Below are 14,179 nucleotides of genomic sequence, written 5' to 3' on the forward strand. Positions count from 1 at the left end.
TCAGCCCCGCCGCGTTCGAGGAACGCGCGAGCGAGACCGATACGCTTTCACTGGCCGCATGAAACCCCGTGTCCATGTTCCGGGGGAAGCCTCACCCTCCCTACTGCGGGCGTCTTGCCACGTTCGGCCTCTACAGGGCTCAACGGTCCCTGGGGGCAGGCTTGGCAAGGCCGTGCCTACCGGGAGGTGACGGTTCGGCGCTGGTCGCCGGCGTGACCAGGCCGCCGCCGGATGGTGGAGGCGCAATCCCGGCTTCCTCACCGGCGGCCCCCGCGGAACGCTCGGCTCCCGCCTGCACTTGATCGAGCCGGGACTGGAGGAAGGTGAGCACCTCGGCCCGCTTTCCGTGCTCGCGCTCGTGGTCGAGGAGTGTCTGCAATTCCAACTCTCCCAGAGCTCGGATGCGGTGTTGCAGTGAGCCGGCGGACAGATGGTCGAAGTCGGCGATGGGCAGTTCGCGATCAGCCATGACTCCTCCAGAGGGGACCGTCACAAGGAATGGATCCGTCCGCTACCCGGCGATCGCAGGGCAAAACCTGGCCGCGGAAGCCGTGCGTCGACTTCCCGCCGCTTTGCGCAAGAGGGCGAGTTTCCCTCTGGATGATCTGCTTAAGCCGTGATTGTGGTCACAAAAAAGTCTCTAAATCTACTCAAATCGGACGCCCTTCACTGACCGTGATTAAAGAGCGGAAACGCGTGGCCAACTGCTCGACTCCGTTTGTCAAACTTGCCGGGCACCTCGGCGGTGCCTCAGCCCATGAGCAACGAGGCAGCACGCCGCCGTCAGAACCGAGGATCCCCGACCGACGCCGGTCCGCCCGGTCGGGCAGATCTCTGACCGGTCGTCGGGCAAGCGTTCGTCAGGACGAGAATCACTCTCGACGTCGGGCCCCTCGCACGATCGATCAGGGCTCTTCCTTTGCTCGTCCGCGACCCCGACACCTCTACAACCACCGTCCCCACACTCGTGCCTCCCGCTCACGTCCACCCGAGGATGTACAGGAGCCCGGCCGCGGGGTGTCTTCGCCGTCGGAAATCGACCTTCAGGGGCCCCCGCGATCGTGAGAACCGCTCTCCATGGCGCTGCCTGCGTCACTCCGGCATGCGTTGGTGGTCCCTCGGAAATCTGGTCTCCAATCTCGGCACCTGGATGCAACTGACGGTGCAGAATCTGCTCGTTCTGCAGCTCACCGGCTCCGCTGCCGCAACGGGTCTGTCGCTCTCGATCCAAGCGGCGCCGGGGCTGCTGTTCGGAGTACTGGGAGGACGGGTTGTCGACGCCTGGCCCCGCAAGCTCACCGCCGGGGTCAGCCAGGCGGCCTTGGCCATGGTCGCCTTCACCACCGCGCTCCTGGTCGGTTTCGGCCTGCTGAGCGTGCCGGCCCTGATGATCCTGGCGGCGCTCACCGGACTGATCGCGACGGTGGACGGCCCCGCCTGCGCCCTCCTCGGCAACGATCTCGTGCCCCGCGAAGACGTTCCGTCGGCGATCGCCCTCGGTGCCGTCGTACACAGCGTGGGTCGTCTGGTCGGCACGGCCCTCGCAGGAGTGACGGTCGCCTTTTTCGGCATCGGCGCCGCCTACGCCGCCAACGGTGCGTCGTTCCTCTTCGTGGCCGCCATCGTTCCCTTCCTGAAGCCCGTCGGCGACCAGCCGGCCGGCGCATCCGGTCGGCGGTCCTCCCCGAAGCCCACCGGTGAGACTGTCCCGCGTTCCATGTCGGAGCCCGACTTCGAGTCCGCCCGGACATCCGGCGCCCGTCCCCACCGCAGATCCACGCGGGTGCCCACCCCTGGCTCCGCCCGCGAAGGCTTGGCCTTCTTCGCCCGACGCCCCCGTCTGGTCGCGCTGGCGGCGATCGCCGGACTCAGTTCGACCTTCGGTCGGAACTACAGCCTGACCCTGGCGGTCCTGGTCACCGGTCCACTCGCGGGCGGGACCGGCGCCTTCGGCCTCGTCTCCACCGTACTGGCGGTCGGCGGCATTCTCGGGGCGGTTGTCGCCGGCCGTCTGCGCCGACCCTCCGTACGGATGGTCGCGGTCACCGCCGCCGCCGGTGGAGGGCTTCAGATCGCGGCCGGCTTCACCCCGACCGTGTTCCTCCTGCTGCTGCTCGTGGTGCCGATGGCACTCGTGGAATCGGTCTCCGACACCGCCACCACCGCCATCCTGCAAACCGATCCTCCGGAGCACATGCGTGGACGTGTCCTGGGCGTCTGGAGCACCGTCAGCACCGGCTGGCGGCTGCTGGGGCCACCGGTCCTGGGCCTGCTCCTGCAATGCGCCGGCGCCCGGGGAGCCCTGATCCTGGGCGGCGTACTGGTCGCCGGCGTGATCACCGCCGCCGGCCTCGGGCACGACCGCCGCGCCACCCGTATTCGTGCGAGCGGCCCCCGGTTGTTGCCCGAATCCCCTTGACCCATCCACCCCCTCCGGGCGGCCTCATGTCGGACGCCACCGGACGCGCTGCCTGCCGGATCGTCGACGCGGTCACGGTGTACGTGTGCCACAGCGATCTCGGCGGCGGCGAAACACGTCGCCGTGGGCGCGAGGAAAGGGCGTGAACCGCTGTCCGCGCCGAGCACTTATGGCCGCGCATGAGCGCGCCAATTCCGGGTAAGTGGCGCTCGCCCTCAAGGGTGGGTCGACCATTCCAAGCACGAAGGTCATCACGCCGCCCTCGTCGGCAACGACACGATGGCTCTACGTCAGGAACGTCTCATGGGGCTCACCATCCACCACAGCGCCGACCGTCTCGTGGTCGGCTTGCCGGCACACGTGGACCGCCGGAACGCGTCCGTCGTCCTAGACGCCCTGATGCGAGTCCTCAATGTGCCGGGCGACCATGACCGTCCCGAGGTGACGTTGGACCTGCGAGAGACCACCTTCCTCGACGAGACGGGCCCGCGGGTTCTGTCCGCGGTGCGTCGAGGCGCGGATCTGCTGCACTTGCGGGTGTCCTACGAGGCGTTGGATGCCGACACCCGAGAAGTCGCGAACCGCGCGGGACTGTTGCCCGCCGCCGGCCTGGGGCGTCCCGACCTGACCATGGCGGCCCCTTGAACCGCCGGGCGAGGGTGCGGACGCCCCGAACCGCATGCTCGCGGCGCGCTGCGAGTGGTGCGCGCCTCAAGCCGGCGCCGGCTTGTGCGGACGATGCCGGGTGTGAATCTCGACCGATACCCGGCTCGGCCGTCGCCATGCGGCCCGGAAGGCGGCCCCCGCGCCCGGCGCAGAAAGCCTGTCCCCGGTTCAATGGCGCGACTGGCCCGGCTCTGCGGCCGGGCCCGGTGCCACCGTCGGCAACGCGAGTGCGCGGCCGAGGTGCGCCAGTTGATCCGCGCCGGACTCGTGTGCCGACGCGGCCCGGAGTGCGGTGACCTGCCTGCCCTCCGCGGACAGGCACCAGCGCAGGGTGGCGTCCAGCGCGGCCTCACCCCCGGGTACCGACCGGCCGATGAGGTGTTCGCCGGCGATCACCGGCCAATCCCATGCGCCCGCCTGCGCCGCCACCTTCGCACCACCTCGTACCGGGTCGACCGCCAGGACCGGCACGTTGGAGGCGAGGGCAAGGACGAGCCCGTGCAGCCGGGTGGTCACCACCAGGTCCAGCCGAGCCAGCACCGACTGAAATTGTTCGACGTCCGCGCACAACAATCCGTCGCGTGTGTCGATGCGGGTGTCCAAGACGATCGGCGCCACGGGTCGCTTGGCCAACCATCGTGTCAGTCGCCCCGATACATCCGCGTGCAGCGAGCGCTCACCGTATTCGTCCTGTCCCCGGGAGAGCACGATGCCCGCGACCGGTACCGCAGGTGGCGCGGGGGGTGCCTTGCTCGTGCGCACGGGGACGGTCAGCGCGGCGGCGGCGAGGTCGCGACGTCCGTGCACTCCCGGTTGGTCCCGGGCGATCACCTCGTCGAACGCCGACACTTGCGGGTCCTGGTCGTCGAGTACGGAAACGCCGACCGCCACCCGATACAAGGAGCCGTATCTGCGATGGAGATCCGCGATCACCGCCCCGTGCGCGGGCCCGCAGACGAAGACCAGATGCGTATACCTCCCGGGGGAACAGTCCTCGAGTGTGGGCCCGCTCGGCCGCAGTACGGGGCTCCACGCGACATCGAAGGGAACAGCGTGGCTCGCAAGGAAGGTGACGACGGTCCGCGCTGCCAGAAGATCGCCCGCCGTGGCCTCCCCGTGTAGGAAGCTGAACCAACCCACCACCAGCACCCGCTCGGGTCGGCGCCGGATCGCGGTGTCGGGTCGCATTCGGTGCGAAATCGAGGTCATCGGCCGCCTCGTCCCGACGAAGTCATCGAGCCGCCATCGGCAAAATACCGACCCGGCCCGCAGCGGGCGCCGCGCGGCTGCTCCGCCGACTCGTGGACCAGCGCCTGCTCCACAGCGCCCACAACCTCCTCGACCCCGATCGCGGCCAGCACCGGATCGACCGACCGCCCATGCGGGTCACCGCGATACCCGGGGGGCGCGGGCCACAGCACGCGATGCCGCGGGTCGGCCGGCGGCCCCCATAGGGCCGGTGGAGTGGGACCGAAGAGAGTCACCGAGGGTCGGGCGAACGCCGTCGCCAAATGCGCGACCCCGGTATCCCCGCTGATCACCACCCGCGCGGCGGCGACCACGGCCGCCAACTGCGCGAGATCGGTTCGCCCCGCGATCGTCCCCACCGCCCCCGCCACCCGTGCCACCAGCGCGTCGTCCTGCGGGCCGCCGGTGACGACTACCGGATGACCCCGCGCCGTCAGTGTTCGGGCCAGCGCCGCGAAACGTTCCGGCGGCCACCGACGGGAGGGCGACGCCGCCCCGGGATGCAGCACGGTCGCGCCTGCCAACGCCCGGGCTGCGGGGCGGTTCGGCGGATGCAGGACCAGGTCGTGCGGATCGGCGGGTATCCCGGACTCGGTCAACAGACGACACCAGCGCACCCGCTCGTGTTCGTCCGCTCGCCAAAGCGGCCCGGGATAGCCGCCGCCGGTGGGCCCGCCGAAGACCACGAGACGACGCGGCGACAACGCGGCCACCAGGTCGTGACTGGCGGCCCCGCGCCCGTGCAGGTCGACGCCCAGCTCGGGACGCGCGCCGTGCCAGGGCACCGGCTCCAGTTCGCCCACCGGCAACAGAACGTCGATCGCGGCCGTGAGCGACACCAGCGGCGCCAGTGCCTGCGGGGCGGCCAACGCCACCTCGTGCTGCGGGAAGGCCCGCCGCAGCGCTCGATAAGCCGGTACTCCGGCCAGGAAGTCCCCCAGGCCCAGAGCGCGCAGCATCAGCACCGTGGGACGCGACGCCGAACCGGCCGCCCTCATCGGTTCGCTTCCGCCGCCGCCGCGGCGATTCCGGTGGTGGAACGGCCCGCCAGGTAGGGAACGGTCACGGCCTGCCCGCCGTAGGAGGCGACCAGTGCCGCTTCGGGCAGCCGGTCGGCCGCGTAGTCACCGCCCTTGACCCACACGTCCGGCCGGAGCCTGCCGATCACCGCCTCGGGAGTGTCCTCGTCGAAAACCAGCACGTCGTCCACGCACTCGAGCGCGGCCAAGACCTCGGAACGGTCCTCCGCGGAGTGGAAGGGTCGGGAGGGGCCTTTGAGGGAGCGTACGGAGGCGTCCGAATTGAGACAGACGACCAGGCAGTCGCCCAGGGCCCGCGCCGCGCGCAGGGTCCGGATGTGGCCGGCGTGCAGCAGGTCGAAGCAACCACCGGTGGCAACCACCGTTCCGCCGGCCGCGCGAACCTGCTCGGCGCGGGACGATCCCGATCCGGTCGGCCGGGCATCTTCCTCGCCGTCTCTCAGTGCCCGGGCGAGCCCCGTCGCGCCCCCGCCGGCCAGGAAGTCGGCCGTCATCCGCACGGCCTCCGTGATCGCCTCCGGCACCGAACGACCGTCGGCCAGCCGTCCCGTAACCGCGCCGGCGAATCGATCCCCGGCCCCGCACGGATCATGCACCCCTACGGTCGACGCCGGCACCACGAACGGCTCGGCGCCCCGCGAGACGAGCGCGCCGCGCGGACCCAGCGTCACGCACACCGCCCGCGCCGACCACGTGTGACACAGGGCCGCCGCCGCTTCCGCGGCAACACGCAGGGCGTCGGCCGCTTCCTCGTGTACGGCCGGGACACCCGCCGCCAGCATGGCCTCCGCACGGTTGGGTGTGATCAGCGTCAGGTTCGGTAGGGGGTCGCTGCCTCGTGGGTGCGGATCCCACACCACCGGAACCTGTCCCACGCGGGCGGCAATGGCCGCGCGCAGCGCCGAACCGGCGGTGACGCCGTTGCCGTAGTCGGAGACCAGGATCGCGGAGGCCGACGCCAGGGCACGCAGCGCGTCGGGGCCGGGTGAGCCGATCGGGCCGCCTGCGGGACGGTCCATGCGGACCAGGGAACGCTCACCGGCGAGCACCCTGGACTTTTCCGCAGGCCGGCCCCGGTAGGGTAGTTCGATCACGTCGAGCCGAGGCTCCAACAGTGCGCGCAGCAGATCGGCCTCGGGGCCCACGCCCAGCGCGGTGATCAGCGCCACTCGGCGTCCCTCGCGGGCGGCGAGAAGCGCCGCCAAGCCGGCGCCACCGGGCCGGGCGTACTCGACGGGATTGTCCAGCACCGGCGCCGGCGCGTCCGGGCACAGGCGGGTCGCCGTCCCGATCAGATCGCGATCGAGCAGGGTGTCCCCCACCACGACGAGCAGTTCCGGCTCGCCGTTGACGTTCCCGGCGTTCCTCGTCTTCCTCACGCCAATGCCTCCCGGACGGGTGCCAGACGAGTTCGCAGCCGGGGCGTCACGTCGGCGCCCAAGGCCGCGTCGATCGCCTCGCACAACAGGTGCGCGGCCAGCAGGTGGACCTCTTGGATCGTCGCGGTGTTGTCCGCCTCCACGCACAGCGCGTCGTCGGCCAGTGCCGCCAACTCGTTGGGCGCGGGGCCCGTCAGCGCCCACACGCGCAACCCCAGCGCTCGGGCGCGGCGAGCCGCACACACGACGTTGGCGCTCGAACCGCTCGTGGACAACAACAACACAGTGTCGCCGGCCCGCCCGTGGGCCTCGACCTGCCGGGCGAACACCTCCTCCGGGCCGTAGTCGTTGACGATCGCGGTGAAACTGGAGGTCTCGGCGTGCAGGGCCAGCGCGGACAGCGGGCGGCGCTCGTCCCGATAGCGTCCCACCAGTTCCGCGGTCAAGTGCTGCGCCTCGGCCGCGCTGCCTCCGTTGCCGGCAACCAGAAGCCGGGAACCTGCGGCGAGTTCGTGCGCGAGTCGATCACCCCACCGGGCGGCCCTGACCGGATCGCACAGGGGATGGCGCAATGCCGCCACCAGGGCATCCACATGTCTGCCGGTCAGTGCTTCCACTCGGCCGGCGGCTCTTCCCCGTCGCTGGGCGGACCTGTCGTCGCGATCGGTCGCCGAGCGCCGCCCATCCGCCGACGCGACGGCCCGGCTCGTGACACGCAGGCAGTGTCGCCTCGCGCCGCCGGAAGGCACAACGTGTCGCCATCGAGGCGTGCTCATCCCATCACCGCCTTGTTGCGGCCACTGACGCCCTCGGCGACCAGGCTTCGATAGATCTCAGCGGTCTCGCGCGCCACCCGCGCCCAGGCGTAGCGGGTGCCGGCCCGATGCACACCGGCCTGTCCCAGTGCCCGCGCCCACTCGGGCCGGTCCAAGAGCTTCCGCAATGCCTGGGTCAATGCCCCGACGTCGCGCGGCGGCACGAGCAGACCGTTGACTCCGTCCACGACGGTGTCCTGCAATCCGCCGACAGCGGCGGCCACCACGGGGGTACCGCACGCCATCGCCTCCAAGGGAACGATGCCGAACGGTTCATACCACGGCGTGCACACGACCGCGTCCGCGCTGCGCATCAGAGCGGGCAACGCGTCGCGTCCGACGCTTCCGAGGAATTCGACGCGCTCTCGCACGCCGACCCCGTCCGCGACGCCGATCAGGCGCCGAATCTCGGGGTCGGCTTCCACCGGCCCCTCCTGCGGTCCGCCCGCGATCAACAACTCGGTGTCCGGCAACTCGGCCAAGGCTCGCACGACCACATCGATGCCCTTGCGTTCGACCAGGCGTCCCACGACCAGCAGCCGGGATCGCTCGGTGCGGGGAGCAATGGGTCCGTGGGGTACGAAGTGGGTGGTGTCCACACCGCACGGCACGACACTGATCCGTTCCAGATCCAGGCCCATGCGCACGAGCTCGTAGACCTCGTCGGTGCAGGTGGCGATGATGCGCGCCGCGCGCCGACCGACCGCCAGCTCGGAGGCGATGCGCCCCGCAGGGCTGGGGTCGTCTCGTCCGAGGTGACGACGCTTGACCGAGCCCAGCGCATGGTAGGTCTGCACCACCGGGACACCGGACGGTTCCGCGCCGCGCAGTGCCGCGATACCCGACATCCAGAAGTGGGCGTGCACCACCGCGGGGCGCCTCATCAGAAAGCGGTCGGCGAGGTTGTCACCGAACTCGCCCATGAACGGCAGGAGTTCATCCTTGGGGACCGATTCGGCGGGCCCCGCGTCGACGAGGGACACGGTGACTCCACGGCACAGGCGGGTGGTGGCGGGTGCGTCCTTGTTGTCCCTGCGGGTGTACACACTGACCCGGTGGCCCAACCGGGCCAGTTCCGCGGCCAGCGCAGCGACGTGTACGTTCTGCCCGCCGGCGTCCACGCCACCGAGGGCGCCCATGGGGTTGGCGTGCTCGGACACCATGGCGATCCTCATGACACCACCTCCTTCAGTACGGCGTCCCAGTCCTGAAGGAAACGCCTTGCTCCGTAGCGGGCCAGCGCACTCTCCCGAGCGACCAGACCGGCATCGAGCGCGGCCTGTGGATCGGTCGCGTATCGGCGTACCGCCTCGCGCAGTTCGGCCACGGACGCACTCACCACGCCGGCGCCGGGCGGCACGGCGCGTCCGGCCTCGGTGCCGGCCACCACGACCACGGGCATCGCCAGGTGCATGGCCTCCAGCAGCGACAGGCCCAGCGACGTCCAGCGCATCGGGTGGAAGTACACGGCCCGACGGGCAAGTTCGACGTGCATGCGGTCCTGCGGCAGATCTTCGTGGGTACGGCAACGCTCTTCGGGCAGACCCAGATGGGCGGCGAGGCCGTCGACCTTCATGCCGAAGACATCCAGGGGCGCCGCATCGGCGATCTGGGGTAGCAGGTCCGTACCGGTGTATCTGTCGCGGCGGATGGGTTCGTTCACCACGACACCACAGCGAGGGAGTTCCCCCGTCCACCGGGCCCCGGGATCCAGGATGCCGTGCTCGACCACGACGGTGGGACTGGCCCCGCAGTCCCACATCAGCGCGTTGAAATGGGTGACGTGCACGATGGGCAGATTGGGGCGGTCGGCCATCGGGTGGCGCGTCGACGGCACGTTCCCGTCCGGCGCGTTGTGTTCGAGGTAGACGGCGGGCACATCCACGCCGGGTGTCAACCCCAACCACTGTCTCACCAGCTCGTACTCGTGCGGGCGCTGCAACACCACCACGTCCAACCGCTGTGCGCGCAACCGCTCGGGCGCAATCTCGACCACGTTCACCGGCCAGTCCCAGGTACGGGCCCGCCCCACGCCGTCGGGTCCGCGGTCGGGCAGTACCGGCACCACATACTGGTGGTCTCCCTGGACGAACGTCGTCGCCCAGGAGCCGTGTACGTGCCACAACAAGACATTCATCGTGTGCTTCCCTTCACGAGCAGTTCGTCCACGGCGACGACCACGTCCTCGGCCTCGACCGACTCCAGGCACGGGTGCCCGGGGACGGGACAATGACGCGCTCTACTCCCGGCGCACGCCGCGTTCCGGTCACCCAGCACAACGGTGGGCACTCCGTAGGGGGCCCACCGTTCGGCCGGCACGACAGGTGCGAACAGACTGACCACGGGAGTGCCGACCGCCGCTGCCAGGTGTGCCGGGCCAGTGTTCGGGGCGATCACCACGCGGGCGTCGGCCATGACCGCCGCGAGTCGAACCAGGTCCGTACGGCCGCCCAGGTCGGTCGCTCCGCCGAGATCGGCCACCTGCGCGGTCATCGGGACGTCGGCCGACGATCCGGTTACCAGGACCCGGTGTCCCGCCGCGCCCAGCGCGCGCGCCACTCGCACCCAGCATTCGACCGAGGGAGTACGGGCGGGCACCGACGCGGCCGGATGGACCACGACGTAGGCTCCCTCTCCGGTCTGCTTCCGCACCGCCGGCAGCGGTCGGCGCACCGCGAGCCGGCCGTCGTCGTCGGCCGGCAGCGGGAACCCGGCGGCCGCCGCCAGTTCCAGGGCGCGTTCGGCCTCGGGAACGTGCCGGTGCTCGTCCACCCGGTGGCGCACGTCCAGCAGCGAGCCCGGATAGTCGTTGCTGATGGCGCTGATCCTGCGCACTCCCGCGAGACGGAGCAGCAGCGCCGTCGGCAACGACGATTGGTGGAAGGACGTGAAAACCACCGCCTCGTCGACGTCCCGCCGGACCAACTCGTCGATCAGACCTCCCACGCCTGCGCGAGTGATCCGAGGAGGAGCGAAACCGGTCCACGCCGCGTCCCACTCCATGACGGTGTCGACCCCGGGCAGGAGTCGCGCGGCGCCGGAGCCGGCGGGTCCCACCAGTGCGGTCAGCCTGCGCGCGCCCGCGGCCAAGGCACGGAACGCGGGGCCGCACAGGAGCACATCGCCCATCGCGTCCAAGCGCACGGCCAGTACATGTGGGTCGCTCATCGCAACCCCCGCAGCACGAGCCTGGCCGCATCGCCCAGGTCGAGGGCCACTCGGGCTCCCGCCAGTTCGGCGGCTCGCGTGGTGTCGGTGGGCACCAGAACGCTGCGGGCGCCCGCTGCCCGGGCTGCGGCGACATCGGCACCGATGTCGCCGATCACCACACATTCCTCGGGCCGTACTCGCAGGCGGCGCGCCGCCTCTTGGATCAAGCCCGGTCGGGGCTTGCGGCACGAGCAGTCGTCCTCAGGGTTGTGCGGGCAGCACTCCCACGCGTCGAAGGGCCCGAAGATCGCATCGACACGGGCGTTGACCCGCCGCAGCGCCTCCGGTGTGATGAGGCCGCGGCCGACTCCGGATTGGTTGCTGACCACGGCCGTGCGGATGCCGGCGGCACGCAATGCGCGCACGGCCTCGACCGCGCCCGGCATCGGTTCCACCTTGTCGGGTTGGTCGTTGTAGGGGACGTCGCGCACCAGCGTGCCGTCCCGGTCGAAAAGCACTGCCTTGGGACGCATGCCGGTGGGCGTGACGGTCCGGTGTCGCCACAGCCCCCGCAGCCAGTGCGCGGTCGCCAGCGGCGGAATGAGCGCGCTCGTCACCAGCATGGTGGTGCTCTCGCGCCGGTCGCGAGGCCCGGGCCGAATGCGTGCGGCGGCAAACTCGACGGTACCCAACAACCATCCCGCGCCCGCCAACGCCACGACCGGGCGGCGCCTGATGACGGCCGCTCCCGCTCCCAGTACGGCCAGCGTGGTCAGCGCCACGTGCGCGGGTCGCCGGCCGCGAGGGGCCGCCGCCCGGCGATACCAGTCCCGGCCGTGCAGCCGGGTCATCAGTACGTCGTCCGCGTTGCCGGCTTGGACTCGGACGCTGACCCAGCGGTCGGCGGGACGCACCGGGTGTCGGGTCGACCGATCGCCCCGGACGAGGACCCAGCCGGCCTCCTCGGTACGCAGGGCCAAGTCGGCGTCCTCTCGAAAGGCCCGCCGAAAGCGGGCATCGAAGCCCCCCGTCTCCACCAGCACGTCCCGCCGATAGGCCATATCGGCGGTGGCCCACGCCGCGTCCGCCAAACCACGAGTGCCACGCTCCCAGTCGGTGGGCTTGCGATCGGAAGGCAACGGCACCTCCAGTCGCCCCTGGACCGCACCCACATCGGGTCCGACCACGCCCAGATCCGCGACCAGGTCGGCGCGCCACGTCGAACTCACCTCGACGTCGTCATCCAAGAACGCGATCCACTGCACCTCCGGCGGCACCGCGCGCCACCCGTGGTTGCGCGCACCGGCCGGGCCCCCTCCCCCGGTACTGAGCACTCGAGTCCTGGAGGCGAACTCGGGCGGCACGTTCAAAGGCAGCGGATCCGGCGTCTCGGGACGGTCGTCGACCACCACGACGACCTCCGGCAGGGGCCCCGCCGCAGCAGCCAACGCCGCTACACAGCGGTCGAGTTCGGGTCGCCCCATCGTCGGCACGACGACGGCGTACCTGATCACGGACGCGTCCGCCTGCTCCGCACTCACAGCGCGCCTGCCCCATCGCCCATCGCCGGACGACGCACCACGAAGGGCCCGAGAGCCAGCAGGTCCACAGGGGCCGACCCGAAGCACTCCAGCGCGTCACGCGGATCGTCGACCATCGGGCGACCCGCGGTGTTCAGGCTGGTGTTGACCACCACGGGCAAGCCGGTGATCTGCTCGAAAATGGTGAGCATCCGGGCCAAGAGGGGCTGATCCGCGGAGTCGACGGTCTGGATGCGGGCCGTGCCGTCCACGTGGACGACTGCCGGGATGCGGTCGCGCCAGTGGGGTGCGACCTCGTGGGTGAAGAGCATGTAGCGACTGGGCATGGGGCCCTCGAACAGTTCCGCGGCGCGATCGGCGAGCACCATGGGGGCCACCGGGCGGAACTGCTCGCGACCCTTCACGTCGTTGAGACGTTCGAGATTGGCGGCTCGTCCGGGATGGGCGAGCAGACTGCGGTGCCCCAGTGCCCGAGGGCCGAACTCGCTGCGGCCCTGAAACCACGCCACCACGCAGTCGGCGGCCAACGCCCGAGCGACCACCTCGGCCAGATCGGCAGGGCGGGCGTAGGGCACCCGCGCCCGCAGCAGCCAGGCCTCCAACTCGTCGTCGTCCCAGGAACGACCCAGGTCCGCACCGGCCATGGGCGAAGTGCGGTCACCCATGGTTTCCGCCACGTGCAACGCTCCGCCCAGTGCGGTTCCCGCGTCCCCGGCGGCCGGCTGCACCCAGATATGCTCGAACGGGCCTTCGGCGGCGATGCGGGAATTGGCCACGCAGTTGAGCGCGACACCCCCGGCCATCGACAGGTGCCGGTCGCCAGTACGTCCGTGCAGCCAGCGCACCAGGTCCAAGAGGACCTCCTCGGTGACGGCTTGGACGGACGCGGCGAGGTCCGCCTGCTCCGGCGTCCATTCCTCGCCGGGTCGGCGCGGCTTGACCAAGCCGGCGAGATCCACCGGCAGAGTCCGAAACGAGCCGTCGCCCGTCGAGTGCACGGCGGTGCGCAGTTCCTCCAGGAAACGCGGCTTGCCGTATGAGGCCAGGGCCATCACCTTGAACTCGTCGCATGAGCGCAGGAAGCCCAGATGAGCGGTGACTTCCTCGTAGAACAGGCCCAGGGAGTGCGGCAGCGAGGTACGCGCCAACACCTCCGGCTGCCCGTCGTGATAGCGCGCGGACAGGTGGCTGGTGGCCTCCCCACGCCCGTCGGCGACCAGCACACTCGCGTCACGGTAGGGCGTGGGCGCGGCCAGGGCCGCCGAGGCGGCGTGCGCGAGGTGATGAGGGACGAACCGGAAGACCCCGGCGTCCAGACCCGGCAGGGCCTCGGCGGCGAAGTTGGGCGCCTCGCGGGCATACGTTTGCCGCAGCCGATCCCAGGGGTCGTTCAACCCCAAGGTTTCCTGGGGCCTCGCCAGATTCGGGTCGAAAGAGTAAGTGACCGCGTCGAGCTCATCGGGACGAAGCCCCGCCTTCTCCAGGCACCACCGGGCGGCCAATTCCGGAAGTTCCCAGGCTGAGAACGGTACTGGGCGCTTGCCGTGCTTACGCCTGGAGAATCGCTCCTCCTCGGCTGCGGCAACCACTTCACCGTCCACGACCAGCGCCGCGGCAGGGTCGTGAAAGATGGCGTTGAGTCCGAGAATGCGCATACCGATACTCCACTCAAAGGCGAATGGGGGCGGCACTGTCGCCCGATTCCGAGTACCTGACGTTCCACCCGCTCACCGGATGGCGGACTCTTAAACGTCTAAGCGTTGTGGCGCCGGTGTGCGACTGCGCGTGGTAACCGAGAGGGGGCGACCGTCCGCGGGAGCAAGCGGAGGCGGAAGAGCGTTCGGGTCGATGACCGGTTCAGACCGGAGCGCCGCGCCGCACATCCGGCGTCGCACCGCGAGGAAGACGCCGCCGGCCGTCA

At 70.7% G+C, this 14,179-nt stretch carries 12 protein-coding genes; 2 read left to right on the plus strand and 10 right to left on the minus strand.

The window, feature by feature from the left end:
- Nucleotides 1-139: 139 nt before the first annotated feature.
- Nucleotides 140-469: a DUF8129 domain-containing protein gene (locus tag ACZ4FV_RS42165; RefSeq protein ID WP_465326034.1), complete on the minus strand. Its 330-nt coding sequence runs from the start codon at nt 467-469 to the stop codon at nt 140-142.
- Between the two features lie 525 nt (nt 470-994).
- On the opposite strand from ACZ4FV_RS42165, the gene ACZ4FV_RS42170 reads away from it, so the two are divergent.
- Nucleotides 995-2,419 (plus strand): MFS transporter, encoded by a 1,425-nt coding sequence (locus ACZ4FV_RS42170; protein WP_465326036.1) that lies wholly within the window; start codon nt 995-997, stop codon nt 2,417-2,419.
- A gap of 303 nt (nt 2,420-2,722) precedes the next feature.
- Complete coding sequence (locus ACZ4FV_RS42175) at nt 2,723-3,064, plus strand: hypothetical protein (RefSeq protein WP_465326038.1); 342 nt, start codon at nt 2,723-2,725, stop codon at nt 3,062-3,064.
- 189 nt (nt 3,065-3,253) lie between these two features.
- Here the strand turns inward: ACZ4FV_RS42175 and ACZ4FV_RS42180 are convergent, their stop codons facing one another.
- From ACZ4FV_RS42180 to ACZ4FV_RS42220, 9 genes are all read right to left on the minus strand, one after another.
- On the minus strand, nt 3,254-4,294 hold the full coding sequence (locus ACZ4FV_RS42180; protein WP_465326040.1) for a polysaccharide pyruvyl transferase family protein: 1,041 nt from the start codon (nt 4,292-4,294) through the stop codon (nt 3,254-3,256).
- Nucleotides 4,291-5,331, minus strand: a complete 1,041-nt coding sequence (locus tag ACZ4FV_RS42185; RefSeq protein ID WP_465326043.1) for a glycosyltransferase family 9 protein — start codon at nt 5,329-5,331, stop codon at nt 4,291-4,293. The genes ACZ4FV_RS42180 and ACZ4FV_RS42185 overlap by 4 nt, the downstream gene beginning before the upstream one ends.
- Nucleotides 5,328-6,752 carry a D-glycero-beta-D-manno-heptose 1-phosphate adenylyltransferase gene (gene rfaE2 / locus ACZ4FV_RS42190; protein ID WP_465326045.1) on the minus strand — a complete coding sequence of 475 codons (1,425 nt, stop codon included), beginning with the start codon at nt 6,750-6,752 and terminating at the stop codon, nt 5,328-5,330. The genes ACZ4FV_RS42185 and rfaE2 overlap by 4 nt, the downstream gene beginning before the upstream one ends.
- Nucleotides 6,749-7,369: a D-sedoheptulose-7-phosphate isomerase gene (locus ACZ4FV_RS42195; protein WP_465326047.1), complete on the minus strand. Its 621-nt coding sequence runs from the start codon at nt 7,367-7,369 to the stop codon at nt 6,749-6,751. The genes rfaE2 and ACZ4FV_RS42195 overlap by 4 nt, the downstream gene beginning before the upstream one ends.
- A 155-nt stretch (nt 7,370-7,524) precedes the next feature.
- Entirely contained in the window at nt 7,525-8,742 is a 1,218-nt protein-coding gene (locus tag ACZ4FV_RS42200; RefSeq protein ID WP_465326049.1) for a glycosyltransferase, read from the minus strand.
- Entirely contained in the window at nt 8,739-9,704 is a 966-nt protein-coding gene (locus tag ACZ4FV_RS42205; protein WP_465326051.1) for a glycosyltransferase, read from the minus strand. Before ACZ4FV_RS42205 ends, ACZ4FV_RS42200 begins: the two co-directional genes overlap by 4 nt.
- A complete protein-coding gene (locus tag ACZ4FV_RS42210; protein WP_465326054.1) occupies nt 9,701-10,735 on the minus strand; it encodes a glycosyltransferase family 9 protein in 1,035 nt (344 codons plus the stop codon). The genes ACZ4FV_RS42205 and ACZ4FV_RS42210 overlap by 4 nt, the downstream gene beginning before the upstream one ends.
- Nucleotides 10,732-12,258, minus strand: coding sequence for an HAD-IIIA family hydrolase (locus ACZ4FV_RS42215; protein ID WP_465326056.1), 1,527 nt, complete (start codon nt 12,256-12,258; stop codon nt 10,732-10,734). Before ACZ4FV_RS42215 ends, ACZ4FV_RS42210 begins: the two co-directional genes overlap by 4 nt.
- A complete protein-coding gene (locus ACZ4FV_RS42220; RefSeq protein WP_465326058.1) occupies nt 12,255-13,913 on the minus strand; it encodes a carbamoyltransferase family protein in 1,659 nt (552 codons plus the stop codon). The genes ACZ4FV_RS42215 and ACZ4FV_RS42220 overlap by 4 nt, the downstream gene beginning before the upstream one ends.
- Between the last annotated feature and the right edge of the window lie 266 nt (nt 13,914-14,179).

It is taken from the genome of Embleya sp. NPDC025285 (assembly GCF_055558835.1).